Genomic DNA, 25310 nt, shown 5'->3' on the forward strand with positions numbered 1-25310 from the left:
GCGCCTGAAACCTTCCAGGTCAAGGTTTGGCCCGGGTCACGGTTTGGCCGAGGGGAGACCCGTGCAGACGACGCTGCTCGGATTGGCGATTGCCTTCATCTTAGCGCTGCTGGCCGCGCTGATCGGGCCTTACTTCATCGACTGGAACCAGTTCAGGCCCCAGTTCGAGGCGGAGGCCGGCCGGATCATCGGCGTGCCGGTGCGGGTGGCGGGCGAGCTGGACGCGCGGCTGTTGCCGGCGCCGACCTTGCGGCTGCGCGCGGTCACCTTCGGCGGCAACAACGATCTCGGCCGCCTGCGCGCCGACAAGCTCGACGTCGAGTTCAGCCTGAGCTCCCTGATGCGCGGCGAATGGCGCGCCACCGAGCTGACGGTAGGCGGCATGGCGGTGGATCTCGGCCTCGACGCCAGGGGGCGGGTCGATCTGCCGTCCACCGCGAGCGGCACCTTCAATCTGGCCTCGCTGGCCATCGAGCGGGTCAACCTCACCGGCCGCATCGCCCTGCACGACGCCGCCAGCCGCTCGACGCTGGAGCTCAACGACATCGCCTTCTCCGGAGACGTGCGCTCGCTCGCGGGCTCGGTGCGCGGCGACGGTCGATTCACCGCCGCCGGAGTGCGCTACCCGTTCCGCGTCTCTTCCGGCCCGAGCGCCGACGGCAGCGCCACCCGCCTCCACCTCAACATCGATCCCGGCGAGCGCGCCATCCTCGCCGATCTCGAAGGCGTGCTCGCCTTCGACAACCGCCTGCCGAAATTCGACGGTGCGCTGACGTTGGCTGTGCCGGCGACGAAGAAGGCAGGCGAGGCAGGGCCGACGCCATGGAAGCTCACGACGAAGCTCAAGGCCGATCCGGCAGGGGCCAAATTCGATCAGGTCGATGTCAGCGTCGGCGCCGATGACAACGCGTTGAAAGTCGGCGGCGTCGGCGATCTCAGGTTCGGCGCCTCGCCGCTGCTACGGGCGGTGCTGTCGGCGCGCCAGGTCGATGCCGACAAGCTCGTCGGCAAGGACGATGCCGAGCCGCTGCGCGTTCTGCCGGCGCTGCGCGCGGGCCTCGCCGCGATCCCGCAGGCGCCGATCCCGGCGCAGATCGAGTTCAACTCCGACCAGATCATGCTCGGTGGCCGCCCGCTCCAGAACATCACGACGGAGCTTCAGACCGACGGCCGGTCCTGGACCTTCCAGCGGCTCGAGCTGCGCGCGCCCGGCATGACGCAGCTGTCGCTCAACGGGGCCACGCCCGGCGCCGACAGCTTTAGCGGCCGTCTCAGCGTGGAGTCGGCCGACCCGGATACGCTGGTGGCGTGGCTCCAGGGCCGCAGCGAGGTCAACCGCCGCAGCACGCGGCCGCTGCGGCTTGCCGGCGACGTGACGATTGCCGCCAACCATTTCGCCATCGACAAGCTGAAGGCCGATATTGAAGGCGGCGCGGTCGAGGGCCGTATTGCCTTCGTCCAGACCGGCGCGAGCAGGGGCTCGCGGATCGACGCCGAGCTCAAGGCCGACCGTCTCGATCTCGACGCCGCCGCGAGCTTCGTCCGCGCGCTCGGCGGCCCACAGGGCGAATGGCCGGAGGAAGCCAAATTGTCGCTCGATGTCGGCCGCGCGATCTCCGCGGGCCAGGAGCTGCGGCCGTTCACGGCAAAGCTCGGCTACGGGCCGGCGGCGCTGTCGCTGGAGCAGTTGCGCTTCGGCCAGGCCAGCGGCGTGACCACGGAGGCGAGCGGCGGCTTCGACCGCGTCAAGGCCACCGGCAAGCTCGCGCTGAAATCTGCCGCCAGTTCGATGCGCGAGCTCACCGCGTTGCTCGAGCCGTTTGCGCCTGCAGTGCGCGCACGCTTCGACGCTCTCCCTCCGCTGCCAGGCGCGACCCGCCTGAAGCTCGACCTCAGCCTCGACAGGAATGCCGAGCATGCCGATCGCAGCGACGCTCGCGCCGTGCTCGACCTCGACGCGCCGCAGCTCAAGGCCACCGCGACGCTTGTCGCGCAGACGCCGGCCGCTTCCGTCGACGGCATCGATATCGACCGCTTGCGCAACAGCGACTTCACGCTGGAGTCGAAAGCCTCGACGCCGCAGGCCGGTGCATTGCTGGCGCTGCTCGGGCTCGATCGCGTGATGGCCGCGGGCGAGGGCGCCTCGCAGTTCGAAGGCAAGGTGACCGGCGCCTGGCGCCGGCCGATGCAATTGACCGCGAAGCTCGGCGGCGGCGGCCTGGACGCGGATGCGCAGGGCAGCGTCGATCTGTCCGCGCAGGAGCCAAAGGCCAGTGTGAACCTGCGCGTGCGCAACGCCAATCTGGCGCCGCTGTTCGGCACCAGTCCGACCGATACATCGACCCGGAATGTCAGCCTGTCCTCGCGCGTCGGGCTGTCAGGCAATCGCCTGACCTTCGACGATCTCGACAGCAGCGCGGCCGGCTCGCATCTGCGCGGCCATCTGTCGGTGACGCTGGATCAGGAGAAGAGCGTCGATGGCGAAGTCGGCCTCGACTCGCTCGACCTGATGCCGGCGCTCGCGATGGCGATCGGCGCTGCCGGACATGATGCCGGCGAGCCGCTGAGCTCCGGGCTTCTCGGCGGCTGGCGCGGCCGCGTCGCTTTCCAGGCGCTGCGCGGCACGCTGCCCGGCGGCATCGAGCTGCGTCCCGTCGGCGGCACGATCAGGAGCGACGGCCAGTCGCTCGCGCTCGATGCGCTGAAGGGCGGCGTCGGCGGCGGCGAGATGTCGGCGAGCCTCGACGCGAGGAATGGCGCCAACGGTCTGACGCTGAATGCACGCATCGATCTTGGCAATGTCGATGCGACGGCGCTGCGTTACCGCGATCTCGCGTTGCCCAAGGGGCGTGCGTCGATCCAGATGGCGTTGACGAGCCAGGGCCGCAGCGTCGCGGCCTTGACCGGCGCGCTCGCCGGCAACGGCACGGTGACGCTGGAGTCCGCCGAGATCGCCGGCCTCAATCCGCGAGCCTTCGAGATCGCCATCCGCGCCAGCGACGGCGGCCAGGTCGCCGACGATGTCAGGCTGCGGCAACTGGTCGAGCCCGCGCTTGCCGCCGCGCCGATCGCGGTCGCCTCGGCACAGATCCCGTTCACGATCCGCGACGGACGCCTGCGCGTCGGTGCGACGCCGCTCGAGGCGAAGAACGCCCGCGCCATCGTGTCCGGCGGCTACGACATTCCCGCCGACCAGGCCGACATCCGTGCCAGCCTGACGCCGATCATGACCGGGCTGTCCGGCGCCCCGCCGGAGATCCAGCTGTTCGCGGCGGGTCCCCCCGACAGGCTGAACCGCACCGTCGATCTGGCGCCGCTGTCGTCATGGCTTGCGGTGCGCACCATCGATCGGGAGACCCGCCGGCTCGATGCGATCGAGCGCGGCGAGCCGCCGCCGGCGACCGCCGCGCTGCCGACGCTGGTGTCGCCGGACCCTGCGCCGGAGCCGTCGCTGACCGACGTGCCGATGCCCGGCCGCGACCCGCGCCGTGCGCCGCCGAAGCCCAAAGCCGCGCCGACGCCGAAGGCGCCGCAGGCCGCACCTGCCGCGCCAAGCCCATCAATTGCAAGTCCTCCACTCATGAGTCCTCCGATCACAAGCCAGGTCGCACCGCTGCCGCCGCCGATCGAGGTAAGACCCGCCCCGGGCCCGCCGCCGGCAAAGCCCAAGCCGAAACCGCCGCTGGTCCTGACGCCGTCGAATCCGTAAGGCGATTAGGTCGTCATGCCCGGGCTTGTCCCGGGCATCCACGGTCTTGGGCGCGTGCGGTGAGGCGTGGATGGCCGGGACGCGCCCGGCCATGACGCCGGGGAGGCATCAGTGCCTCCAGCTTCATCGGCAAGCGGGAGAGGGAGCCAAACTTCCCGCCTTACCCGCCGGTAAACCCATTCCCTCGCATTTGAATGAATTCTCGTCAGCAAAACTGATCTGCCGACTTTACCGGATTCCAGCGTTTGTTCCCTAATGTCTGTTCCCAGAGGAATTCGGCATCCTGCCAGCACAAGCAGGATGGGCTCGCCAAGAACTGGGAAGAATTGGGGTGATCGATATGAATGGGGCGAAATCGCTTCTACAGGATCTGGACGACGCAATCGCGCGCGGCTCCGATGAAAGCCGGGCCAAGGCATTGTGGCATGCGACCGACATCCTGATCACCGGCCGCTACAGCGAAAACGAGATCAGCACGTTCGGCGAGGTCATCGGCCGGCTTGCTGACGAGATCGAGGTTGCCGCGCGGGCGCAGCTCTCCGAACTGATGGCGGGCTGCGATCACGCCCCGCTCAACGTCATCGCCAAGCTCGCCCTCGATGACGAGATCGATGTCGCCGGTCCCGTGCTGCGCGACTCCACGCGGATCGACGAAAAGATGCTGGTCGAGAGCGCCCTGACCAAGGGCCAGTCGCACCTGCTGGCGATCGCCCAGCGCAAGTCGATCGGCGAGGCCGTCACCGACGTGCTGGTCAAGCGCGGCGACCAGGAGGTCGTGACCTCCGTCGCCAGGAACGAGGGCGCACGCTTTTCAGGCTCGGGCCTGCTTCACATGGTCAGACGTGCCGAGGGCGATTCGATCCTCGCCGAGCAGCTCGGCCTGCGCAAGGACGTGCCGCGCCACATCTTCCAGCAGCTGATCTCGAAGGCGTCGGAAGACGTCCGCCGCCGGCTCGAGAGCGAGCGCCCCGAGATGATGTCGCAGATCCAGAGCTCGGTGACCGAGGTTACCGGCGATCTGCAATCCAAGTTCGGTCCGTCCTCGCGCAGCTATTTCGTCGCCAAGCGCGTGGTGACGACGCAGTACCGGCAGGGCAACCTCAACCAGGACTCGATCTCGAACTATGCGCGCCAGCACCGTTTCGACGAGGTGCAGATCGGCCTGTCGCTGCTGTCGTCGCTGCCGGTCGACGTGATCGAGCGCGCGATGATGGACCGCAACCGCGAGATGATCCTGGTGCTGTGCAAGGCGCTTGATTTTTCTTGGGATACGACGATGTCGCTGCTGTTCCTCGGCGCCAAGGATCATCTGATCACGGCGCGCGAGCTCCACGATAGCGAGCGGGAGTTCGGCCGGCTCAAGATCGAGACCTCGCGCAGCGTCCTGAAATTCTACCAGTCCCGCAAGACGGCGGGTGCCGACGCGGGCCGTCAGCCCGAGCTCCAACAGGTGCACTGAGCATCATCCCGGAATTCGAAGGGGAGTATCTGCAATGTTGCCTCAATTCGGCACCGCGGTTCGCAAGACCAAAAGCCTCACCGCCGAGACGAGCGGGTCGGCTCCGGAGAAGGCCACGGTCGATGTCGCCTGGCTCGTGCTGGAAGCCGCCAACGATCTCGGCGACCACGCCGCGATCGAAGCCTGTCGCCGCGTCATCGACGCCGAGCTGAACGGCACCGTCGCCGGCAGTTCGGATACCGATCTCGTGCTGGGCTATTTCAGGTAAGCCATCTTGCGAGCTACGAGCTGACGCTCGCGGGCGAAGCCGCGTTGCGCAGACGTCCGAGCCAGATGGTCAGCCGCCCGCATTCGGGGTCTTCGACCGCATGATCGACGACGTCAAAGCCGCTATCGTCGAGCAATTGGCGGTACTCGGTCGCGTCAAGACTTGCATGATAGAGCGGCTCGCCCTCAAAGCTCCCGATGGCTTCCCCAAATGATGGGCCGCTGGTGAACATCAGCGCCGCTCCGCCGGCGGCATGCCGCCGAAAGACCGGAAACATCCGGCGCTGGTCCTCAGGGTTCAGATGGAAGAAGCTGTTCCAGGCGAGCAAGCCATCGAACGTCGCGTTCAAGGTCAATGAGCGCATGTCCGAAACGAGCCAGGTCGCGTCGGGAAGACTGCCCTTTGCGATGTCGATCATTTCCGGAGCGGCGTCGATCCCCGTGACGACACACCCCGTTTCGAGCAAATAGCGCGCGATCGGCTCGCCGGGGCCGCAACCGATATCGAGCACTTTAGGCTTTGCGGGCAGGAGCGCGACAAACCGGTCGAGCCACTTGCGCTCCGTCAGTTCGCGTCCTCGCTGACGTAACCATGCCGCTGCATGGCGGCGGTACAATCCGACGATGTTGTCCGCGTCAGAATTCATTCGACGTCGATCCAGTCTGTAGGATGGGTAGAGCGCAGCGAAACCCATCATTGCTGCTGAGCGTGCTGAGGCGCGATGGGTTCCGCTGCGCTCTACCCATCCTACGAGCTACGAGCCCGCCTTTCATCGCCGCATGCGGTAGATCACCACGTCCTCGCCATGACGCACGGTGTTCTTCTCGAGAACGTAATTCGCCTTCTCCAGCACGCGGCGGGACGCGCCGTTATCGACATAGACGAGGCCGATGAGGGAGGGCAGTTCGTGGTGCGACAGCCCGATGTCCGTCAGCGCGATTGCGACCTCGCTCGCTAACCCCTGGCCCCAGAACTCGCGCTTGAAGGCATAGGCGATCTCGATCTCGTCGATGTCGTCCACGAGGAGATGCCGGATGCCGGCCCGTCCGGCGAAAGCGCCGTCTTTCGTTCGCAGCACCCACAGCCCGAAACCATGCTGATCCCAATGCGCCATGTTGGTCGCGAGATAGGTCGCCGTGACCTCGGGTGCACGCACGCCGCCGAGATAGCGGGACACTTCCGGATCGAGATGGAGCGCGGCGAGATCGGCGAGGTGGCTTTCGTTCAGTCTCTCGGCGGTCAGGCTCTTCGTGCTGAAGTGATCCATGGAAGCAGGCAGTCGCTTTGGTGCAATCTTGAAGACGCTGAAGCCGATGGTGCGATTGTGCCGGTGTTTTGCCCGAGGGGTCAACGGGCGCGCAGCCGTACGTCCGGTGGCTCCTCATGAGTTCTAACACAACCTAACGAGCAATTTGCGCGGCGTCCGCTAAATGTCGCGACATGAAAGCGGCCGCGATTTCCAAAAAAGCACGATATCAACGGGAGATGATATGACCTCCAAGGCGCCAATCGAATTGTTGCCGCGGCCTGCGAATCTGTCGCGCCGCGGCTTCGTGGGAAGCCTCTCGGCGGGCATTCTTGGCGCGGTTGCGACCGAGGCAGCCGGCGCCGAGACGTTGGCCGATGTTCCCGATCGCGCGCCCGGCGCCGATCTCAGTGCACACAGCGAACGTTCCCGTTTCGCCAGGATCGACCGGATTCCCGAGGCCACCCCGGGCAAGCGCAACGTCGATCCCGGCGATGCCATCAATTCCAAGACCCCGCACCAGAAGCTGGTGGGCAACATCACCCCGACCGATCTGCATTACGAGCGCAGCCATTCCGGCGTGCCTGATATCGATCCCGCGCAACACCGGCTTCTCATCCATGGCATGGTGGGCAAGCCGCAGGTCTTCAGCGTGGACGATCTCAAGCGCATGCCGTCGATCACGCGCGTGGTCTTCATCGAATGCACCGGTAACGGATGGGAGAACTGGAAAAAGGCCGATCCAGATCTCACGGTGCAGAACACGCATGGCCACGTCAGCACCAATGAATGGACCGGCGTGCCGCTCAAATTCCTGATCGAGCTCGTCAGCAAGGACCAGGGCTCGAACTGGATGCTGGCGGAAGGTGGCGACGGCGCGGGCGTCGATCGCAGCATTCCCCTCACAGACGAGATCATGAACGAGGCCTTCGTCGCTTATGGGCAGAACGGTGAGCCGCTGCGGCCGGCGCACGGCTTTCCGATGCGGCTGGTGATGCCGGGCTTCGAGGGCAACCTCAACATCAAGTGGCTGCGCCGCCTCAAGTTCGGCAACGCGCCCTGGATGACGCGCTGGGAGACGGCGCGCTACACGCAACTGCTCGCGGACGGCAAGGCCCGGCAGTTCCAGCTGCGGATGGAGACCAACTCCGTCATCACCCAGCCCTCGGGCATGATGCAGATAAAGCCGGGCGACAACCGCATCTCCGGTCTGGCCTGGAGCGGCCATGGCAGGATCGCCAAGGTCGAGATTTCGACCGACGGCGCCAGGACATGGAAGCAAGCACAACTGAGCCAGCCGGTGCTGTCCAAGGCGCAGGTGCGCTTTCAGATGGATTGGGTCTGGGACGGCAAGCCGACCAGGATCGTAAGCCGCTCGACGGACGACCAGGGTAACGCTCAGCCGGACCGGCAGTCCTTCATCGCCGCGATGGGGACCAATGCGCTGTTCCACTACAACGCCCAGCAGACCTGGAGCATCGACGAGGCCGGGAGGGTCCGCAATGTCCTCGCATAGCAAGTTGTTCCTCACTGTTTTGGTCTCCATCGGGCTGCTCGCGGCGCCTGCATTGGCTTTCGATTTCGGGCGACCGGCGACGCCGGAGGAGATCAAGCTGTGGGACATCGACGTCGGGCCTGACGGCAAGGGCCTGCCTGACGGCAGCGGTACGGCTGCGCGGGGGAAGCAGGTCTTCTCCGACAATTGCGCGGTCTGTCACGGCGAGAACGGCCAGGGCGGCATCAAGGATCGTCTCGCCGGTGGTCAGGGCACGCTCGCGTCCAGCGTGCCGGTCAAGACTGTCGGCAGTTTCTGGCCCTATGCGACGACGTTGTACGACTACATTCATCGCGCGATGCCGTATTCGACACCGGGCTCGCTCAGCGTCGACGAGACCTATGCCGTCACCGCCTACATCCTCAGCCTCAACGGCATCGTTGCCGCCGACGGCAAGGTCGACAGGGAGTCCTTGCCGAAAATCAGGATGCCCAATCGCGACGGCTTCATTCCGGAGCCGGAATTCGACCCGGCAAAGCTGTTCCGCAAGAAGTGAGCGAGCGGCGGATGAAGCTTTCGGCGCTGATCAAGATCCTCGCTGTAATTGCAGCGACATGTTCATGGGGGACACCGGCGATGGCCGCAGACGGACTCATCACCATCAAGAGCAGTTTCGGGCCGGCAGATACGATGAAGCGGCTGGAAGCCGAAGTGAAGGCCAAGGGCCTCACCGTGTTTGCCCATGTCGATCATGCGGCGGGTGCCAGCGCTGTCGGCCTGAACTTGCGGCCGACCGATCTCATCATCTTCGGCAACGCCAAGGGCGGCACGCCGTTGATGCAGCAAGCGCAGACTGTCGGCATCGATTTGCCGCTGAAGGCGCTGGTCTGGCAGGACGAGCAGGGCGTAACCTGGCTCAGTTACAACGATCCCGCCTATCTCGCCGGGCGTCATGGTGTCGGTGAGCCTGCCAAGGCTGCCGTGACTGCGATGACCGGGGCCCTGCATGCGATCGCGACCAAGGCCACCGCACCGTAAGCGTGGCGCGACGGCCGCGTGAGGAGAGCTTCATGAACAGCACTGACGGACAACCCGCATCATCCCTTCCGCAAGGCGGCAGGCTCGCCAGATGGACTGTCATCGCAGTGCTCTGCGCGATGCTCGTCGCCGCGTGCGTTCTCGGCTATCTCGGCTGGATCAGCACCGATACCAGCGTGCCGGCGTCGGGCTATGTCGCGCTGGTACTCGGCGTCGTGTTCTCGCTGGTCGTCGGCGTCGGCTTGATGGCGCTGGTATTTTACAGCAGCCGCAAAGGCTATGACGAACCCGCCGTGCTGATCCCGGAGGCGGAAACCGATCCGGACGATGCACAGGGCAGCCAGCGCTGAGGGGCAACGCAGCGGATCAATGCTGCCATCGCGCTCCCGTTTCGCCCCGACCGGTCAGCCGGCGCATCAGCCATAGCCTGGATTTTCACACCTCTGCCCAGCCTTCGCGTCGACGGCAACGGCAGCGCCGGAGCTGTGAATCGGCTTGCCGATCCCAACGGCGCCGAAGTGAGCCCGCTGGCCTGCGCAGCTGCGACAGGTCGTCGCTCAAAAAAATTAGACGAAATATATTTACACGTCTAATTTATGAACTATAACTCAAATACATCTAATAAATGGATGATCCATTGTGAGTTGTTCAGGAAAACAGAGCTCGCGGAACTCGAATCCGGCCCATGGGCTGGACCAAAGAGCTTCGGCGGCGATCCCCGATCAGGGCGGAGCAATCAGCCTCCGGATTCCAACGCATCTCACCATCGCTTCGAGCCGTGCCCGCCGGGGCAGATACGCGCGCGGATATTTCGTCACGAGGCGGGCCGGGAATTTCGGCTGCGCCGATCGCGGTTTCACAAGGGGGTAAGCAATGTCTCAGTCCAAGCATCACGCTTCGCGCCGAACGGTTCTCGGCCTTCTCGCAGCGGCGCCGGCGGTTCTTTCATCTCGCACGGCATTCGCCGACGAGCCGATCAAGATCGGCGGCATCTTCCCGCTGACAGGCGGCAATTCCGTCTTCGGCAACCAGAATTTTCAAGGGGTCGAAGTGGCCATCGACCTGATGAACGGTCGCGGCGGCATCAAGGGCCGCAAGATCCAGCTGTTCAAGGGCGATGGAAACAGCCCGCAGGCCGCCATCAGCGAGACCAATCGCCTTGCATCGCGGGAAGGCGTGCGCATTTTCACCGGCAGTTCGACGAGCGCCGTCGGCATGGTGGCGAGCCAGGAGGCGGAACGCAACGGCGCCTTCTACTGGGAAGGCATGGCGGTCGCCAACAACTACACGGAGCGTGATTTCAAGAACGTGTTCCGCATGGGCCTCAGCGCGGCCGGACTCGGACAACCTGCTCCGATCTACACCGCCGAAGTGATCGCGCCGATGCTGAAGATCGAGCCGAAGAACCTCAAGGTCGCCGTCATTGCCGAGGATTCGGCGTTCGGTGTCGATGTCTCCAAGGCCGCCATCGAACAGGCCGAAAAGCTCGGCATCAAGATCGGACTGCGCGAGCTCTATTCCGCCAAGACCACCGACCTGTCGCCGCTGGTGCTGAAGCTGCGCTCGTTCGACCCGGACGTGATCATCGCGACCCAGTTCATCAACGACGCCATCCTTCTGCAGCGCCAGATGAAGGAGATGAACTACAGCCCGAGGGCGTTCGTGGGTACCAGCGCCGGCCACTCCACCCTGTCGCTGGCAGAGGCGATCGGCAAGGACGTCAACGGTATCTTCTCGTCGTCGTTCCCGCTCGAAGCCAACGTCAATTCTCTCTCGGCCGAGGCACGCGCGGACCGCGATGAATTCGTCAAGCGCTACGAGGCCAAATTCAAGGTGGCGCCCGCGGTCCAGGAATCGCTGGGGTTCGTCGTCGGCATCGCGCTCGCACGGGATATTCTCGCCAAGGCGGCCTCCGACAATGCCGCCGATCTCCGCGAAGCCTCGCTCAAAGCCGACGTTCCCGTCGGCTCGTACATCAACGGCTGGGGTTTGAAGTTCGACGACAAGGGCCAGAACCAGCGCGCCGTTGGCAGCGTCATCCAGTGGCAGGGCGAGAAGATGATCTCGGTCTATCCGCAGGCCAACAAGGTCCGCGACGCCATCATGGTGCCGCTGCCTGCCTGGAACGCACGGTAAGGCGAGCCGGGTCGGGGCGGACGAGAACCATGGACATCGCTATCCAGCTCGCGCTGTCGGGCTTGTTCATCGGCGGAGTGTACGCGTTGATCAGCGTCGGCTTGACGCTGGTCTTCGGCGTCCTGCGCGTCGTGAACTTCGCACATGGCGAGTATCTGACGATCGCGATGTACATGACCTATTTCATGTTCCAGCGCGTCGGGGTCGATCCGTTCGTCGCAAGCATCGCGGTCGTACCGCTGATGTTCGGCCTCGGTCTTCTCACCGAGCGCTTGCTGATCCGTCCGACGCTCGAAGCCCCCATGTGGTGCAGGTGTTCGTGACATTCGCGCTATCCCTGTTCCTGCAAAATCTCCTGCTGTCGCTGTTCACGTCCGACTTCCGCACGGTCAGGACACCTTACGCGACGGTGGCCTTTCAGATCGGTCCCTTGTATGTGTCCTGGCTGCGCGTCGCAGTCTTCGTCGTGGCGCTGGCGCTGGCGGGCGGCTTGGCGGCGTTCCTGAAATATACCTATGTCGGAACTGCGATCCGAGCGACGGCCCAGGATCGCCGGTCGGCCCGTTTGGTCGGCATCAATGTCGACCGGGTCTATGCAGTGACCTTCGCGCTCGGCTGTGCGCTGGTGGGGGCGGCGGGCATTCTCCTCTCGCCGCTGTTTCCGGTGAATCCCTACACCGGCGCCGACATGATCCTCATCTCTTTCGTCATCGTCGTCCTCGGCGGCATGGGCAGCATCGCCGGCGCGGTGATTGCGGGCCTGCTGATCGGTTTGGTGGAGTCCTTTACCGGATATTTCGCCGGCGGAGAGATGAAGCAGCTCGTCTATTTCGTGCTGTTCATGATCGTCCTCGCCGTGCGTCCCAACGGTCTCCTCGGTCGGAAGGGCGCAGAAGTGATGGACGTCACCTGATGAAAAAGTCTCCTGCGTTTCGTTTTGGGTTGCCGATCGCCGGGTTTGTCATCCTGGCCGCGCTGCCGCTGATCTTTTCCGATGCGTTCGTCGTCGCGGCCGTCACGCTCGCGTTCCTCGGCGCCGCGGCATCGCTGGCCTGGAATTTAAGCGGTGGCTATGCGGGACAGCTCTCGCTTGGTCATGCGGCCTTCTACGGAATCGGCGCCTATGTCTCGACCATCCTGTTCCTGAAAGCCGGCATCAGTCCGCTCATCGGAATGTGGCTCGGCGCCATCCTCAGCGGAATACTTGCCGTGCTGCTGGGCGCCGTCACGATGCGGCTGAAAGGCTCGTTCTTCGTGATGTCGACGCTGGCCTTCGGCGCCGTCGTCCATATCAGCGCCATCAACCTCCGGGACTTCACTGGTGGATCGTCGGGCCTCGCGATTCCGCTGCGGCCCAGTCCCGAGAATCTGATTTTCGCGAAGAAACTGATCTACACCTATCTCGCGCTGGGCCTCGTGGTTATTTTCTACGTCATCACGCGGATCATTGCCGCCAGCAAGGTCGGTTACGCACTGGTGGCCTTCCGGGAGAACCACGACGCTGCGCGTGCGCTGGGCATTCGTACCTTGCCGTTGCGCATCGGGGTCTTCGCGCTGTCCGCCGGCCTCATCAGCATCTGCGGAACGCTGCACGCGCAGTATTATCTCTACATCGATCCCGATAGCGTAATGGGCCTGAACCTGTCGCTCAATTTCGCCTTGATGGCGATCCTCGGCGGACTCGGCACGGCCTATGGTCCCATTGTCGGCGCGCTGCTGGTGTCGGTCGTGTCCGTCGTCATGCAGGTCTATCTCGGCGACCAGATTTCCGGCCTCACGCAACTCGCCTACGCCGCCATCGTGATTCTGGTGCTGCTTGCCGCTCCGATGGGCATTGGACCTTCGGCCCACGCATTCCTGAAGCGGAGGCTGGCGTGGCGGTCCTGACAGCGACGGGCCTGACCAAGCGTTTCGGCGGCTTGACGGCGGTCAAGAACGTCAGCTTCACGGCGCGCCCGGGCGAGATATTATCGATCATCGGCCCGAACGGCGCTGGCAAGACCACGGTTTTCAACCTGTTGACCGGATTCATCAAGCCGGACGCCGGGTCGGTGTCGTTGGACGACGGCGATCTGGGTGGGTTGTCCCCCGAGCGCAGGTGCCGGGCCGGTCTGGCGCGAACGTTTCAGATCGTGCAACCCTTTCGCGGCCTGAGCGTGCTCGATAATGTCGTGATGGGTGCCATGCTTCGAGCGCGATCGATCGAGATGGCTCGCGACATTGCCCGCCAGGTACTGAGAGACCTTGATATGTCCGCCCTCTGCGACGTCTCCGCCGGACAGCTGCCGATCGGCGATCGCAAGCGCCTGGAGATGGCCAAGGTGCTCGCAACGGGGCCTCGTGCGCTCCTGCTCGACGAGGTCATGGGTGGTCTCATCCCGATCGAGGTGAAGCGGATGATCGGCTTCATCCAGAGGCTCAAGGAGCGGGGAATTGCCCTGGTGGTCATCGAGCATCACATGAGCGCAGTCATGCAGCTTTCGGATCATATCCTGGTTCTCCAGAACGGCGAGCCGATCGCAACGGGCGCGCCGGAAGAGGTCACGCGCAATCCGGTCGTCCTGTCGGCGTATCTCGGCGCCAATTTCGCTGCTTCGGGGAGCTGACCGATGCTGCGTGTCCGTGATCTCAGTGTTCGCTTCGGAGACGTTCAGGCAGTCGAGCAGCTCTCGTTCGACGTCGGCGAGAAGCAGATCGTCGGGTTGGTGGGCAGCAATGGCGCCGGCAAGACCACGACGCTATCGGCGCTATCCGCGCTGGTGAAGAACCGGAGCGGGCGCATCGAGCTCGACGGCAAGGACATTTCGCGGTTGACGCCGCACAAGGTCGTTGAACTCGGTCTCATTCACGTGCCGGAGGGTCGGCGGCTATTTCCCTTCATGAGCGTGCTGGAGAATCTGGAGATCGGCGCTTATGGCAAGGCGGCGCGCGGACGACGGAGGCAGCAGCTCGAATTCATCTTCGATCTTCTGCCGCGCCTGGCCGAACGCCGCGACCAGCTCGCCGGAACCCTGTCGGGCGGCGAGCAGCAGATGTGTGCGATCGGACGCGGCCTGATGTCCTGTCCGCGCCTGCTGATGCTGGACGAACCGACGCTCGGTCTCGCGCCGATGCTGGTCGAGGAAGTCTTCAGGCTGGTGAAAACGATCCGCGACCAGGGCGTTCCGATCCTGATCGTGGAGCAACAGGTCGTCCACGCGCTCGAGACGGCCGACTACGCTTACGTGCTGGAAAGCGGGAGAGGCGCCATGCATGGGCTCGGCGCCACCCTTCTGCGGGATGATGGATTGAGGCGTGCCTATCTTGGAATCTGACGACAAACACGATCCTGAAGCGGTCAAGGAGCGGCGTCGCTCGAAGCGCATCGTGCGCCGGCGTGCCGAGATCCTCGACGCAGCGAAAACAATCTTTCTCGCCGGCGATTACGCGTCGGTGACGATCGACGACATTGCTGATGTCGCGGGCATCTCCCGGGCAACGATCTATCTGTACTTCAAGAGCAAGCAGGAAGTGTACGAGGAATTGCTGTTCCGCGACCTCGACGAGATGATCACCGTGCTGACGACGTCCTTCGACCGTAACGACTCGGTCCGCAACAATCTGTTTCGGATGGCCACGGGCTATATGAACTTCTTCCGTGTCCATCCCGAATATTTCACGACGCTGTCGTTCTTCTTTATGCCTGGCCGCAAGGAAACGCTGCCCGCCGAGGCCGCCGCAAAGATCAGCGCGCGGCTGAATGACGGCATTCTCGCGATCGAGGAAGCAATCAAGCTCGGAATCGCGCGCGGGGAGGCAAGGCCCGTCGATGCGCGGGCGGCGACGCTGTCCCTGTGGGGGCAATGGATGGGCAACGCCTACCTTGCCGTGGCCGGGCGGACGACGTTCTACGAACGCACGATCGAACAGGTCTACGCCGACGGTATCGATATCTTTCTCGACGGTCTCACGATGCGCAATCCCGCCTGAAGGACGGGATCGGTCCCTTTCGAAACGGGATGCGGTCGCGCCCGTCGATACAGCAATTCATTTGCCGCAAGGCGTGCCGAACGGCGCGCGAATGCTCTGGGAGAATTCACCTATGAACATCGAAACACATGTGCTGAAAGGCAACGGGCGCATTCCGAATTCGCGCCTGCCGGTCCTGATTTATCGCCAGGCCTTCGACATGCGGCCGCTGGATATCGAGGATCTGTTCCGGAGGAACGAATGGCCGACGGACTGGCACAGTTCGTTCGGCATGTATCCGCGGCATCATTTTCACAGCGACACCCATGAATTGATCGCGGTCACCCGTGGCACGCTGGTCGGCCGTTTCGGCGGTCCCGAGGGCGTGAGCGTCACGATGACGAAGGGCGACTTCGTCGTGATCCCTGCAGGTGTCGGGCATTTCGGAGAGTCGATCACAGAAGATTTGCGCCTGACGGGTGCGTTTCCGCTCGGCCACGCCATCCACGATTTCAGGCTCGGCTATGTCGAGGAATATGCACGGATGGTCGAACGCAGCAGGCGCGTCGCGGTTCCGGTGTTCGATCCGCTCGAAGGCGCGTCGGGTTCGCTCCCGCAGATCTGGCACGATGCGCTCGGGGGATGCACTGATGCCCTCGGCTGAGATCGTAGGTGGCGGCATCGCGGGCCTTGTCGCGAGCATCAAGCTTGCTCGGAGCGGCTGGTCGGTCAGGCTGCACGAACGAAGCGATGCCTTGCGTGCAGGTGGCAATGGTCTGCCGATCTTCGAGAATGGACTGCGCATTCTCGAGGCCCTGGGACTCCATGACGTCATCGAGACGCGCGGACATCAACTCAACAGGTGGATCATCCGCCTGAGTTCCGGCCAGACGACGCATGAGTACGAGCCGTTTTCCGCAACGGGCGGTCGCATCGTGATGTTCCAGCGGCAGGCGCTGGTCGATCCGCTGGCCGAAGCGGCAGCCAAAGCGGGCGTGAGCATCGAGGTCGGCTCGCGGGTTATCGGCGCCGAGCGTGATGGCGTACTTCATCTGGAAGGCGGGCGCCGGCTCGAGGCCGACCTCGTCGTTGCGGCCGACGGCATCCAGTCGGTGGTGAGAAAATCGGTCGCGGGCGCGCTTCCCCTCGGCACGCATCGAAAGGGTGCGATCCGCCTATTGATCCCGATCCATCCGGGCGATTTCCCCGATGGCAACGACCGTGTTGCCATTGAGTACAACGATCCCGGCGGACGCCGCATCGGGCTTCTGCCGTGCTCGTCGCAGACCATGTACATGATCCTGGTGGCGTTGCTCTCGGATTCCGAAGCACTGCAGATGCCGATCAAACCGGAACTCTGGAAGGAGACCTTTCCAACGCTGGGCCGCTATATCGACCGTGTCGGTACAGCCGGTCACTACGATGAATATCATTCCGTCTTCCCGCCGGCCTGGCACTACGGCAAATGCGTCCTGATCGGCGACGCAGCACACGGCATGACGCCGGCGCTGGGGCAGGGTGCGAACTCCGCGATGATGACGGCCTATTCCCTCGGCGCGAGCGATCTGCTGAAGGGATCATTGTCGGACGCGCTCACGGCGTGGGAAGCGAAGATCCGCCCCCTCGTGCACTTCACCCAGAAGTTCGCCGAAGGCATCACCGAGGGACGGCTCGACCCCAAGAACGATATCTTCTTCAGCGATCCCGCGCTCCGCCCCTTGCTGAGCGCCGACATTCCCAACATGCGCTTCGACATGCCGGACATGAACGCAGTGAACGGTCCGCTGCCCAGCCTCGCCTGACGCCATCCAATCTTGCCAAAAGGGTTACCCATGTTTCAGAAACCGCCTGCCCCCGAACAATACGACACGCTGGCAGATACGTCCGGCTACGCCAAACCGACCGAGGATTTCGGCGAAGTGACGATCGGCGATCCGCTCGAGAACCTGCAAAAATTGCGGCAGATGCTGATCGACAAGCGCCGCTATCTGGCGCAGGACGCGATGATCTATCCCGTCGTCTTCCTCGGCCGCGCTCAGGACATCGCCGACGTGCAGAACTTGCTCAACTCGCTGGAGCAGGCCATCACGCACGAGCAGGCCTTGCGGAGCTCGTGAGCGTGCCGAGGCAGCCCTGTCAATTTCGGGATGATGCCATCATGCTCCTGTTTTGCCCGACGGGTCAACGGATTTTCCGAAGGCGTGCCGGATGGGCGCACAAGGAAGGCTCTGCTCATCCCACGAGCTGCGGGGTGAGATACCGGATTTCGCGGCGCTCCATCCGTGCTACGGCCGGAAGATTTTTTGCAGCCGCGTAACCCGTTGATCTCACAGCGTCGGTCTACTGTGCATGGGGTTGTTTTGGAGGTCTTTGGTTCGGAGGAGCTTTACCCCGCCCCGAGCGCCACTGCGACATTGTACGTCAGAAGGCTCGCCGCATAAGCCAGCACCAGCATGTAGCTGAACGTCACCGCCATCCAGGTCCAGCTTCCGGTCTCGCGCCGGATCACGGCGAGCGTCGAGGCGCATTGCGGGGCGAAGATGTACCAGGCCAGCATCGACAGCGCGGTGGCGAGCGACCATTTCGTCGCCAGCACCTGGCCGATCTGCTCGGCCGCTTCCTTGCCGCCCTCGATCGCATAGACGGTGCCGAGCGCCGCGACCGCGACCTCGCGCGCCGCCATGCCCGGGATCAGCGCCACCGCGATCTGCCAGTTGAAGCCGACCGGGGCGAGCAGCGGCTCGATCGCCTTGCCGATGATCGCGGCGAGGCTGAAGTCGATGGCGGGCTCGGTGCTGCCCGCCGGCGGCTGCGGGAACGAGGCCAGGAACCAGATCAGCACCATCATCGAGAAGATCGTGGTGCCGGCGCGGTAGAGGAACATCTTGGCCCGCGTGGTGACGCCGATCGCGATCGATTTCAGCCGCGGCATCTTGTAGTCCGGCAGCTCCAGCATGAACGGCGCCGGCGCATAGTCGCGCAGCATGAAGAACTTGATCAGGAACGAGACGGCAAGCGCGCTGGTGATGCCCGCGGCGTAGAGGCCGAACATCACGAGGCCCTGGAGGTTGATGAAGCCCCAGATCTCCTTGGCTGGAATGAAGGCGGAGATGATCAGCGTGTAGACCGGAATGCGCGCCGAGCAGGTCATCAGCGGCGCGATCAGGATCGTGGTCAGCCGGTCGCGCTTGTTGTCGATCACGCGCGTCGCCATGATGCCGGGGATGGCGCAGGCAAAGCTCGACAGCAGCGGGATGAAGGCGCGGCCGTGCAGGCCGGCGCCGCCCATGATGCGGTCCATCAGGAACGCGGCGCGCGCCATGTAGCCGAAATCTTCCAGCAGCAGGATGAACAGGAAGATGATGATGATCTGCGGCAGGAACACGATGACGCTGCCGACGCCCGAGATGACGCCGTTCTGGAGGAAGCTCTGCAGCAGGCCGGCGGGCAGGGTGGCGTGCACCAATTCGCCGAGCGCGTCGAAGCCTGAGTTGAGCAGCTCCATCAGCGGCTGCGCCCAGGCGAACACCGCCTGGAACATCACGAACAGGATCAGCGCCAGCACGATGAGCCCGCCGACGGGGTGCAGCACCACGGCGTCGATCCGCGCGGTCCAGGTGTCGGGCCGGCTTGGCAGGCTGACGCAATCGGTGATGATGCGGTCGGCCTCGCGCTGGGTGGCGCGCAATTCGGCGACGCTGAGCGCGCGCCAGCTGTTCTCCTGCGGCTCGGCGGCGAGCCTTGCCGAGATCTCGTCGGTCAGCGCGAGCAGGTCGGCCGTGCCGCCCTTGCGCACCGCGATCGAGGTGACCACGGGCACGCCGAGTTCCCCGGCGAGCCGCTCGACATCGACCGTGATACCGCGCCGGGTAGCGATGTCGAACATGTTGAGCACCAGGATCATCGGCCGGCCGGTGCGCTTGAGCTCCAGCAGCAGGCGGATGGTCAGGCGCAGATTGGTGGAGTCGGCCACGCACAGCACGAGGTCGGGCACCGTCTCGCCGCTGGCCTTGCCGAGCACGAAGTCGCGGGTGATCTCCTCGTCCGGGCTGCGGCCGCGCAGCGAATAGGTGCCGGGCAGGTCGACCACGGAGACCTGGCGTCCGAGCGGCGTGACGAAGAAGCCTTCCTTGCGCTCGACGGTGACGCCCGGATAGTTCGCGACCTTCTGCCGGCTGCCGGTCAGGGCATTGAACAGCGAGGTCTTGCCGCTGTTTGGCGTGCCGACCAGGGCGAGATGCAGGAGGGGCAGTTCCATGGAATCAAATATCCGGTCGCGTCAGGCGACGATGATGGCCATGGCTTCACGACGGCGGACCGCGATCGTGATGTTGTCGACCCGCACGGCAATCGGGTCGCGCCCGACCAGCCCCTCGTGCAGGACCTCGACCCGGGCCCCCTCGACGAAGCCGAGCTCGATCAGGCGGCTTTCCAGCTCGATGTCGGAGAGAGCCGAACCCGCATCCCCAGCGGAGAGGTGCTGAATGACGCCGGTATAGCCGCGCTGGGCCAGGCCCAGCGGCATTTGCGAACGCGTATCATTGTTGTCGGTCATGCCCTGTATTTTCAACGCAGGGCATTGAGGTCAAGCTCGCTTCGCGCGCCGAAGCCGCACCTTAGAGTGATTTTAAAGTGCAGACGGCGGGGCGCTGCGGGAAAGCGCCCCGGCCGCTACTGGGCCGGGACCTTTTCCGGCTGGATGGCGGCCATGGCGCGGCTCTTGAAGTAGTCGAGGACGAACAGGCGGATCGCCGAGGACAGATTGCCCTGCTGGCGGTTGCCGTCGATTTCGCCGACGAGCTCGGACAGCGTCATGTTGCGCAGGCCCGAGATCTCCTTCATGCCGTTCCAGAATGCCTCTTCCAGGCTCACGCTGGTCTTGTGGCCTGCGACGACGATCGATCGTTTCACGACGGGCGACTTCATGACTGATCCTCGCGATCGATCTGATGCTGGTCCAGGTGCCCCTTCGCCTTGTCCGCGCGCGTCTCCTCCACCGACCGCTCCGCCTTGGTGCGGCCGAACTTCGCCCGATTGGCGTCCGCCTGCTTCGCCGAGGTTTCCCGTTCGGCGCGCTTCCTGAAACGATTCAGGTTGATGACGTTCCCCATGCCGCGTCTCCATCATCCGCTCCTCTTCAGGCAGGATGAAACTTCCAGAAACAAGGCGCCGCGTTGCGCCCTACAAGACTTGATCGCCATTCGCTCGTCCTCGTCAATCGGCCTCTCGGGCCATCAAACGATGAATTTCGCCCCGTCAAGGGCGGATGGACCTGCGTAGCACGCCGTCCCGCCGCGACATTGACGGTAATCAAATCCTACCCCCCAGGCGTCATATTTGTGTGCCCCGGGCCTCCGTATCATTACGGATGGCTATCGGAATTCGGAGTTCAGCCGGGCCGCGTCATTTTTTCCGGCTGCACCAGGCGGTCGAACTCGTCCGCGGAGACCAAGCCGAGGCGGAGCGCCTCCTCCTTCAGCGTGGTGCCGTTGGCATGCGCGGTCTTGGCCACCTTGGCGGCGTTGTCGTAGCCGATCTTCGGGGCGAGCGCCGTCACCAGCATCAGCGAGCGCTGCATCAGCTCCTTGATGCGCTTCTCGTCGGCTCGGATGCCGCTGACGCAATGCTCGGTGAAGGAGCGCGCGGCATCGGCCATCAGGCGGATCGAGTGCAGCATGTTGTAGGCCAGCACGGGCTTGTAGACGTTGAGCTCGAAATGGCCCTGGCTGCCGGCGACCGTGATGGCGGTGTGGTTGCCGAACACCTGGCAGCACACCATGGTCATCGCCTCGCACTGCGTCGGATTGACCTTGCCCGGCATGATCGAGGAGCCCGGCTCGTTCTCCGGCAGGATCAGCTCGCCGAGGCCCGAACGCGGGCCCGACCCGAGCAGGCGGATGTCGTTGGCGATCTTGAACAGGCCTGTCGCGACCGAGTTGATGGCGCCGTGCGCCAGCACATACGCGTCGTTCGAGGCCAGCGCCTCGAATTTGTTGGCGGCGCTGGTGAAGGGGAGCTTCGTGATCCCGGCAGCGCGCTTTGCGAACAGTTTTGCAAAGCGAGGGCTCGAATTGAGGCCGGTGCCGACGGCGGTGCCGCCCTGCGCCAGCGGATAGAGCTCCTTCACCGCGACTTTCAGCCGGGCGATGCCGCTTTCGACCTGCGCGGCATAGCCGGAGAATTCCTGGCCGAGCGTCAGGGGCGTCGCGTCCTGGGTGTGGGTGCGGCCGATCTTGACGATCTTGGCGAACTCTTTTTCCTTCTTGCGCAGCGCGCGGAGAAGCTCGCCGAGGGCAGGGACGAGATCGGCGTGGATGCGGCTTGCGGCCGCGATATGCATGGCGGTCGGGAACGAGTCGTTGGACGACTGGCTCATGTTGACGTGATCGTTGGGATGCACCGGCTTCTTGGCGCCGAGCTCGCCGCCGAGCAGCTCGTTGGCGCGGTTGGCGATCACCTCGTTGAGGTTCATGTTGCTCTGGGTGCCGGAGCCCGTCTGCCACACCACGAGCGGAAAATGGTCGTCCAGCTTGCCCTCGATCACCTCGCGGGCGGCGCGGATAATTGCGTTGGCGCGGCGCTGGTCGAGCAGGCCGAGCTCCTGGTTGGACTGTGCGGCGGCGAGCTTGACGATGCCGAGCGCATGCACGAGCGAGATCGGCATGCGGTCGATGCCGATGCGGAAATTCTGGCGCGAGCGCTCGGTCTGAGCCCCCCAATAGCGATCGGCGGGGACCTCGATCGGACCGAAGCTGTCGGTCTCGATGCGGGTGGCGGGAGACATAGTCTTCGGGCGGGCAGCTTTGGCCATGAGCACATCCATTCTGCCGCGCGAAACGTCGCGCAGCCTGTTCATGTGCTCTTCTATATAGGCAGTTTGGGCGGGCGCGATGGCTTCGCGCCCAACCTAGATCATTTCTTGCGGAAACGATCGAGCCGAACGACTTCGGCGCCGCCCTGGCTCGGGGCCGACGGCGCTTCCGTGCTGTCCGCAGTCTCGGCGGCAGGCGCGGGCACAGCGACCGCCGACGGCGCGGGAGCTGCCGCCAACGTCTCGGACGCCACCTCGGCGACGTCGGAGGTGTCGAACTGGAGGCCGAATTTCACGGACGGATCGAGGAAGCTCTTGATGGCGCTGAACGGCACGATCAGCCGCTCCGGAATGCCGCCGAAGGACAGGCCGACCTCGAAGCGGTCCTCGAGCACGGTCAGATCCCAGAACTGGTGCTGGAGAATGATCGTCATCTCCTCCGGGTATTGTGCGAGCAGCCGCGGCGAGATCTTCACGCCATCGGCCTTCGATACGAAGGTGATGAAGAAATGATGCTCGCCCGGAAGTCCATGGGCCGCGGCATCGGTCAGTACCTTCCGCAGCACGCCGCGCAGCGCGTCGCGGGCCAGCACATCGTATCGGATATGATCGGTCGCCATGGTGGTCCTGTTGCATTCCAGGAGCTGGGCCCTGCCGGCCCGACTCGCCAAGCCGCAATAGTACCGCGCCTGACGGGTCAGCAGGAGTCCCCGCCGGGAATGAATTAAAAGGTAAGTGGAGGCTTCTGTTGCCAGGTGCCTCCGAACCCCGCCTAACGGAGCTTAACCCGTTAGGACTTCAGAATGGTCTTTCAAACTGCGTTACGCAGCCTGAGCAACCGGAGCAAAGTTGTCGTTGGCAACTATTGCATAGCCCGATAACGGCGGAACAATACCGGGAAAAAGTTCGCCCTTTACGCCCTCGTCGATCCTATTTCGCCCCCGCCGAAGCTCACCTGCGAGTGGGCCAAGCCCGCCGAACGATGAGCTTTGGTGGAGGCGCCGGGTACCGCCCCCGGGTCCGAATGGTTTATTGCGACGACCGTTTATTTCCATAGCCGGCGAACCGGCACCCCCAATATAGGGGGCAAAGGTTTCAAATGACAGGTGTTTCGAGCGGCCCGGGCGAGGTTCCCTTTGGATAGGTTCCGGGCGGTCTTGGGTCTGATCTTGGCTCTGCAGCCGTCTGCGTTCTAAGCTCCTGACATGTCCACGGATTCAGCACCGGCCGCTCAAGAGCCGGGTATCCCCGCCACCCCAGCCGCTCCACCTGGTTTGCCGGCACTGTTCCTGGCCTTTGCCCGGATGTCGCTGGCCGGTTTCGGCGGGGTCCTGGTGTTTGCCCGGCACGCCATTGTCGATCAGCATCGCTGGATGACGGCGGACGAGTTCAACGAGACCTTTGCGCTCTGCCATTTCCTGCCCGGGCCCAATATCGTCAATCTGTCGATGGTGTTCGGGTCGCGGCTGCGCGGGATTGCCGGCGGGGGTGCCGCCTTTACCGGGCTGTTGCTGCCGCCGACGCTGATCATGATCGTGTTCGCCATCGTCTATGCCCGGTTCGGCGAAGTGGAGGTGCTGCGCCGTATCCTCGCGGGCATCTCCTGCGCGGCGGTCGGCCTCTTGATCGCGGTGGTGTTCCGCATGATGACGCCGCTGTTCAAGCGAATGGATGTCGTCGCGCTGATCCTGATGCTCGGCGTATTCGCCGCCATCGGCGTGCTCCGCCTGCCGCTCCAGGCGGTGCTGCTGGTTGCGATCCCCATCAGCATCGGCGTGACCTTCCTGATGCGGCGGAAGGTAGCAGCATGAACAACCAGAATCCGATCTGGGCGCTGATCACCACCTTTGGTTTGATGTCGCTGTTCGCGGTCGGCGGCGCCGCGGCGGCCGTGCCCGAGATGCATCGCATCGCGGTCGACGTGCATCACTGGATGACCGACAAGCAGTTCGCCGACGCCTACGCGATCGCGCAACTCTCTCCAGGTCCAAACGTGCTTATCGTTACGTTAATCGGCTATGCCGTCGCCGGCATCCCCGGTGCGCTGGCGGCAACGCTGGCGATGTGCCTGCCGACGGCGCTGCTTGCCTATTATGTCAGCCGTCTCCTGAACCGGCCGAGCCGATCGCGCTGGCCCGGCCTGATTCAGGCTGCACTGGTTCCGCTCTCGATCGGATTGATGGCAGCGAGCGCCCTGATCCTTGCCCAGTCGACCGATCGCACCATTGCTGCACTGCTTCTGACCGCGACGGTTGCAGTGATAGCCTCGGTCTCGCGCATCAATCCACTATGGCTTTTGCTCGCCGGGGGCCTGTTGGGTTTTGCTGGCATTGTGTGATGAAAATCGCTAGGCAGTGGTGCGGGCGAGGGGATCAACTTCCAAGCCGATTAGAACAACAGTGCTCGTGACTTAAGAGTCGCGGAGGAGACATGCATGGCCGATACAATGGGCCACTCAGCGACAGCCACCCGAAACACGTCGGTGGTGATCGGCTTTTGTCTGCTGGCCGTAGCGCCGCAGATTTTCGAATTCATTTGGTCAATCGGGACGATTTTTGGGTGGGGCGCGGGACGCGGTCCGGCCACCGTCCTGATCAGCCACGCCACCGCGCTGGTCGCGGGCGCGCCCGGGGCGCTGATCGGATCTATCGGCGGTGACACCAAGAAGGCGTCATCCGATGTGCTGCTGGCGCTGATCTATTCCTACCCGGTATTTGCGGCGGCGATCCTCACGCTGTTCATGACAATCCGGTCGGCGCAGGACTATGTCGGCGGGATCGCTCTGATGGCGCTCGCCTTGTTCGCGCTGTGGGCCTCCAGCGATTTGCAGGGAATGCGCGGCTTCTCTTTCGGGGCGGGCACGGCCCCCCGGATGTTCGGCGGGCTGCTCGTGGCTCTCGGCGCCGCCATCGCGTTGACGGGACTGCTGACCGACGGACCGTCGATGGCGCATTACTCCTGGCGCGGACCGCTGTTCGTGATGGCCTCGATCGTCTTCTTTGCCCTGGCGATCCGTCCGCTTGGTGTTGTGGTCTCGGCGTTTACGAGCTTCCTGATCGCGGCGATGGGCACGCATGAGACGCGCTGGGTCGAAACGATCATCGTCGGCGCCTGCCTGACACTCGGCTGCGCGCTGCTATTCCCTTACGTGCTCGGTCTGCCGATGCCGATGTTCCCGCGTTTCCTGGTCCAGTGAGGGC

The 25310-nt window shown here is 64.2% G+C and carries 28 protein-coding genes and 1 other RNA gene; 20 read left to right on the forward strand and 9 right to left on the reverse strand.

Annotated features, from left to right (window positions below; genetic code table 11):
• Window positions 1–61: 61 nt before the first annotated feature.
• The 3 genes from F8237_RS24070 (at window position 62) to F8237_RS24080 (ending at window position 5436) form a co-directional block, all read left to right on the forward strand.
• Complete coding sequence (locus F8237_RS24070) at window positions 62–3709, forward strand: AsmA family protein (RefSeq protein WP_151648540.1); 3648 nt, start codon at window positions 62–64, stop codon at window positions 3707–3709.
• Between the two features lie 340 nt (window positions 3710–4049).
• On the forward strand, window positions 4050–5168 hold the full coding sequence (locus F8237_RS24075) for a DUF2336 domain-containing protein (RefSeq protein WP_162006403.1): 1119 nt from the start codon (window positions 4050–4052) through the stop codon (window positions 5166–5168).
• 34 nt (window positions 5169–5202) lie between these two features.
• Window positions 5203–5436, forward strand: a complete 234-nt coding sequence (locus tag F8237_RS24080) for a hypothetical protein (protein WP_151648544.1) — start codon at window positions 5203–5205, stop codon at window positions 5434–5436.
• Between the two features lie 13 nt (window positions 5437–5449).
• Here the strand turns inward: F8237_RS24080 and F8237_RS24085 are convergent, their stop codons facing one another.
• Together F8237_RS24085 and F8237_RS24090 are read right to left on the reverse strand one after the other, a co-directional pair.
• Complete coding sequence (locus tag F8237_RS24085) at window positions 5450–6133, reverse strand: class I SAM-dependent methyltransferase (RefSeq protein WP_310473023.1); 684 nt, start codon at window positions 6131–6133, stop codon at window positions 5450–5452.
• Window positions 6134–6205: 72 nt separating this feature from the next.
• The gene (locus F8237_RS24090) at window positions 6206–6703 is read right to left on the reverse strand and encodes a GNAT family N-acetyltransferase (protein ID WP_162006193.1); all 498 of its coding nucleotides are present in this window, start codon (window positions 6701–6703) and stop codon (window positions 6206–6208) included.
• 223 nt (window positions 6704–6926) lie between these two features.
• Between F8237_RS24090 and soxC the strand changes: the two genes are divergently transcribed.
• The 14 genes from soxC to F8237_RS24160 all read left to right on the forward strand — a co-directional run bounded on the left by soxC (window position 6927) and on the right by F8237_RS24160 (window position 17416).
• Entirely contained in the window at window positions 6927–8198 is a 1272-nt protein-coding gene (soxC, locus tag F8237_RS24095) for a sulfite dehydrogenase (RefSeq protein WP_151648546.1), read from the forward strand.
• Window positions 8185–8733 (forward strand): c-type cytochrome, encoded by a 549-nt coding sequence (locus F8237_RS24100; protein WP_151648548.1) that lies wholly within the window; start codon window positions 8185–8187, stop codon window positions 8731–8733. Before soxC ends, F8237_RS24100 begins: the two co-directional genes overlap by 14 nt.
• 11 nt (window positions 8734–8744) lie before the next feature.
• Window positions 8745–9215: a DUF302 domain-containing protein gene (locus tag F8237_RS24105; RefSeq protein ID WP_151648550.1), complete on the forward strand. Its 471-nt coding sequence runs from the start codon at window positions 8745–8747 to the stop codon at window positions 9213–9215.
• Between the two features lie 32 nt (window positions 9216–9247).
• Window positions 9248–9565 carry a hypothetical protein gene (locus tag F8237_RS24110; protein WP_151648552.1) on the forward strand — a complete coding sequence of 106 codons (318 nt, stop codon included), beginning with the start codon at window positions 9248–9250 and terminating at the stop codon, window positions 9563–9565.
• A gap of 523 nt (window positions 9566–10088) precedes the next feature.
• Window positions 10089–11351: an ABC transporter substrate-binding protein gene (locus tag F8237_RS24115; RefSeq protein WP_151648554.1), complete on the forward strand. Its 1263-nt coding sequence runs from the start codon at window positions 10089–10091 to the stop codon at window positions 11349–11351.
• A 29-nt stretch (window positions 11352–11380) separates the two neighbouring features.
• Window positions 11381–11674, forward strand: coding sequence for an ABC transporter permease subunit (locus F8237_RS37255; protein WP_151648556.1), 294 nt, complete (start codon window positions 11381–11383; stop codon window positions 11672–11674).
• Window positions 11665–12264 (forward strand): branched-chain amino acid ABC transporter permease, encoded by a 600-nt coding sequence (locus F8237_RS24125; protein WP_162006194.1) that lies wholly within the window; start codon window positions 11665–11667, stop codon window positions 12262–12264. The genes F8237_RS37255 and F8237_RS24125 overlap by 10 nt, the downstream gene beginning before the upstream one ends.
• On the forward strand, window positions 12264–13238 hold the full coding sequence (locus tag F8237_RS24130; protein WP_151648560.1) for a branched-chain amino acid ABC transporter permease: 975 nt from the start codon (window positions 12264–12266) through the stop codon (window positions 13236–13238). Before F8237_RS24125 ends, F8237_RS24130 begins: the two co-directional genes overlap by 1 nt.
• A 32-nt stretch (window positions 13239–13270) precedes the next feature.
• Window positions 13271–13957 carry an ABC transporter ATP-binding protein gene (locus F8237_RS24135; RefSeq protein ID WP_244625956.1) on the forward strand — a complete coding sequence of 229 codons (687 nt, stop codon included), beginning with the start codon at window positions 13271–13273 and terminating at the stop codon, window positions 13955–13957.
• 3 nt (window positions 13958–13960) lie between these two features.
• The gene (locus F8237_RS24140; RefSeq protein WP_151648564.1) at window positions 13961–14665 is read left to right on the forward strand and encodes an ABC transporter ATP-binding protein; all 705 of its coding nucleotides are present in this window, start codon (window positions 13961–13963) and stop codon (window positions 14663–14665) included.
• Window positions 14655–15320 (forward strand): TetR/AcrR family transcriptional regulator, encoded by a 666-nt coding sequence (locus tag F8237_RS24145; RefSeq protein WP_162006195.1) that lies wholly within the window; start codon window positions 14655–14657, stop codon window positions 15318–15320. The genes F8237_RS24140 and F8237_RS24145 overlap by 11 nt, the downstream gene beginning before the upstream one ends.
• 112 nt (window positions 15321–15432) lie before the next feature.
• Window positions 15433–15963, forward strand: coding sequence for a cupin domain-containing protein (locus F8237_RS24150; RefSeq protein WP_162006196.1), 531 nt, complete (start codon window positions 15433–15435; stop codon window positions 15961–15963).
• A complete protein-coding gene (locus F8237_RS24155) occupies window positions 15950–17101 on the forward strand; it encodes an FAD-dependent oxidoreductase (RefSeq protein WP_162006197.1) in 1152 nt (383 codons plus the stop codon). The genes F8237_RS24150 and F8237_RS24155 overlap by 14 nt, the downstream gene beginning before the upstream one ends.
• Before the next feature lie 30 nt (window positions 17102–17131).
• Window positions 17132–17416 carry a hypothetical protein gene (locus tag F8237_RS24160; RefSeq protein ID WP_151648572.1) on the forward strand — a complete coding sequence of 95 codons (285 nt, stop codon included), beginning with the start codon at window positions 17132–17134 and terminating at the stop codon, window positions 17414–17416.
• Between the two features lie 269 nt (window positions 17417–17685).
• On the opposite strand, the gene feoB is transcribed toward F8237_RS24160, so the two are convergent.
• The 7 genes from feoB to ssrA all read right to left on the reverse strand — a co-directional run bounded on the left by feoB (window position 17686) and on the right by ssrA (window position 23219).
• Window positions 17686–19557, reverse strand: coding sequence for a ferrous iron transporter B (feoB, locus tag F8237_RS24165; RefSeq protein ID WP_151648574.1), 1872 nt, complete (start codon window positions 19555–19557; stop codon window positions 17686–17688).
• Window positions 19558–19578: 21 nt separating this feature from the next.
• Window positions 19579–19854 carry a FeoA family protein gene (locus F8237_RS24170; RefSeq protein WP_151648576.1) on the reverse strand — a complete coding sequence of 92 codons (276 nt, stop codon included), beginning with the start codon at window positions 19852–19854 and terminating at the stop codon, window positions 19579–19581.
• 116 nt (window positions 19855–19970) lie between these two features.
• A complete protein-coding gene (locus F8237_RS24175) occupies window positions 19971–20225 on the reverse strand; it encodes a ribbon-helix-helix domain-containing protein (protein ID WP_014493044.1) in 255 nt (84 codons plus the stop codon).
• Entirely contained in the window at window positions 20222–20410 is a 189-nt protein-coding gene (locus tag F8237_RS24180) for a DUF4169 family protein (protein WP_151648578.1), read from the reverse strand. Before F8237_RS24180 ends, F8237_RS24175 begins: the two co-directional genes overlap by 4 nt.
• Window positions 20411–20688: 278 nt before the next feature.
• Window positions 20689–22122 (reverse strand): class II fumarate hydratase, encoded by a 1434-nt coding sequence (fumC, locus tag F8237_RS24185; protein WP_151650646.1) that lies wholly within the window; start codon window positions 22120–22122, stop codon window positions 20689–20691.
• A gap of 89 nt (window positions 22123–22211) precedes the next feature.
• Window positions 22212–22730, reverse strand: a complete 519-nt coding sequence (locus F8237_RS24190; RefSeq protein WP_151648580.1) for an SspB family protein — start codon at window positions 22728–22730, stop codon at window positions 22212–22214.
• A 114-nt stretch (window positions 22731–22844) separates the two neighbouring features.
• Window positions 22845–23219: a transfer-messenger RNA gene (gene ssrA / locus F8237_RS24195) on the reverse strand.
• 96 nt (window positions 23220–23315) lie between these two features.
• On the opposite strand from ssrA, the gene F8237_RS24200 reads away from it, so the two are divergent.
• The 3 genes from F8237_RS24200 to F8237_RS24210 all read left to right on the forward strand — a co-directional run bounded on the left by F8237_RS24200 (window position 23316) and on the right by F8237_RS24210 (window position 25306).
• Entirely contained in the window at window positions 23316–23921 is a 606-nt protein-coding gene (locus F8237_RS24200) for a chromate transporter (RefSeq protein ID WP_151648582.1), read from the forward strand.
• Entirely contained in the window at window positions 23918–24448 is a 531-nt protein-coding gene (locus F8237_RS24205) for a chromate transporter (protein WP_151648584.1), read from the forward strand. Before F8237_RS24200 ends, F8237_RS24205 begins: the two co-directional genes overlap by 4 nt.
• A gap of 96 nt (window positions 24449–24544) precedes the next feature.
• Window positions 24545–25306 (forward strand): tripartite tricarboxylate transporter TctB family protein, encoded by a 762-nt coding sequence (locus tag F8237_RS24210; protein ID WP_151648586.1) that lies wholly within the window; start codon window positions 24545–24547, stop codon window positions 25304–25306.
• The last annotated feature ends 4 nt before the right edge of the window (window positions 25307–25310 follow it).

Origin of the sequence: Bradyrhizobium betae (assembly GCF_008932115.1) — a bacterium.
In the GTDB taxonomy this organism is placed as follows: Bacteria; Pseudomonadota; Alphaproteobacteria; order Rhizobiales; family Xanthobacteraceae; genus Bradyrhizobium; species Bradyrhizobium betae.

Coding starts and splice junctions, on each gene's coding strand:
- F8237_RS24075 (WP_162006403.1), top strand. CDS start 4,050: ATGAATGGGGCGAAATCGCTTCTACAGGATCTGGACGACGCAATCGCG.
- F8237_RS24080 (WP_151648544.1), top strand. CDS start 5,203: ATGTTGCCTCAATTCGGCACCGCGGTTCGCAAGACCAAAAGCCTCACC.
- F8237_RS24085 (WP_310473023.1), bottom strand. CDS start 6,133: ATGATGGGTTTCGCTGCGCTCTACCCATCCTACAGACTGGATCGACGT.
- F8237_RS24090 (WP_162006193.1), bottom strand. CDS start 6,703: ATGGATCACTTCAGCACGAAGAGCCTGACCGCCGAGAGACTGAACGAA.
- soxC (WP_151648546.1), top strand. CDS start 6,927: ATGACCTCCAAGGCGCCAATCGAATTGTTGCCGCGGCCTGCGAATCTG.
- F8237_RS24100 (WP_151648548.1), top strand. CDS start 8,185: ATGTCCTCGCATAGCAAGTTGTTCCTCACTGTTTTGGTCTCCATCGGG.
- F8237_RS24105 (WP_151648550.1), top strand. CDS start 8,745: ATGAAGCTTTCGGCGCTGATCAAGATCCTCGCTGTAATTGCAGCGACA.
- F8237_RS24110 (WP_151648552.1), top strand. CDS start 9,248: ATGAACAGCACTGACGGACAACCCGCATCATCCCTTCCGCAAGGCGGC.
- F8237_RS24115 (WP_151648554.1), top strand. CDS start 10,089: ATGTCTCAGTCCAAGCATCACGCTTCGCGCCGAACGGTTCTCGGCCTT.
- F8237_RS37255 (WP_151648556.1), top strand. CDS start 11,381: ATGGACATCGCTATCCAGCTCGCGCTGTCGGGCTTGTTCATCGGCGGA.
- F8237_RS24130 (WP_151648560.1), top strand. CDS start 12,264: ATGAAAAAGTCTCCTGCGTTTCGTTTTGGGTTGCCGATCGCCGGGTTT.
- F8237_RS24140 (WP_151648564.1), top strand. CDS start 13,961: ATGCTGCGTGTCCGTGATCTCAGTGTTCGCTTCGGAGACGTTCAGGCA.
- F8237_RS24150 (WP_162006196.1), top strand. CDS start 15,433: ATGAACATCGAAACACATGTGCTGAAAGGCAACGGGCGCATTCCGAAT.
- F8237_RS24155 (WP_162006197.1), top strand. CDS start 15,950: ATGCCCTCGGCTGAGATCGTAGGTGGCGGCATCGCGGGCCTTGTCGCG.
- F8237_RS24160 (WP_151648572.1), top strand. CDS start 17,132: ATGTTTCAGAAACCGCCTGCCCCCGAACAATACGACACGCTGGCAGAT.
- feoB (WP_151648574.1), bottom strand. CDS start 19,557: ATGGAACTGCCCCTCCTGCATCTCGCCCTGGTCGGCACGCCAAACAGC.
- F8237_RS24170 (WP_151648576.1), bottom strand. CDS start 19,854: ATGACCGACAACAATGATACGCGTTCGCAAATGCCGCTGGGCCTGGCC.
- F8237_RS24175 (WP_014493044.1), bottom strand. CDS start 20,225: ATGAAGTCGCCCGTCGTGAAACGATCGATCGTCGTCGCAGGCCACAAG.
- F8237_RS24180 (WP_151648578.1), bottom strand. CDS start 20,410: ATGGGGAACGTCATCAACCTGAATCGTTTCAGGAAGCGCGCCGAACGG.
- fumC (WP_151650646.1), bottom strand. CDS start 22,122: ATGGATGTGCTCATGGCCAAAGCTGCCCGCCCGAAGACTATGTCTCCC.
- F8237_RS24190 (WP_151648580.1), bottom strand. CDS start 22,730: ATGGCGACCGATCATATCCGATACGATGTGCTGGCCCGCGACGCGCTG.
- F8237_RS24200 (WP_151648582.1), top strand. CDS start 23,316: ATGTCCACGGATTCAGCACCGGCCGCTCAAGAGCCGGGTATCCCCGCC.
- F8237_RS24205 (WP_151648584.1), top strand. CDS start 23,918: ATGAACAACCAGAATCCGATCTGGGCGCTGATCACCACCTTTGGTTTG.
- F8237_RS24210 (WP_151648586.1), top strand. CDS start 24,545: ATGGCCGATACAATGGGCCACTCAGCGACAGCCACCCGAAACACGTCG.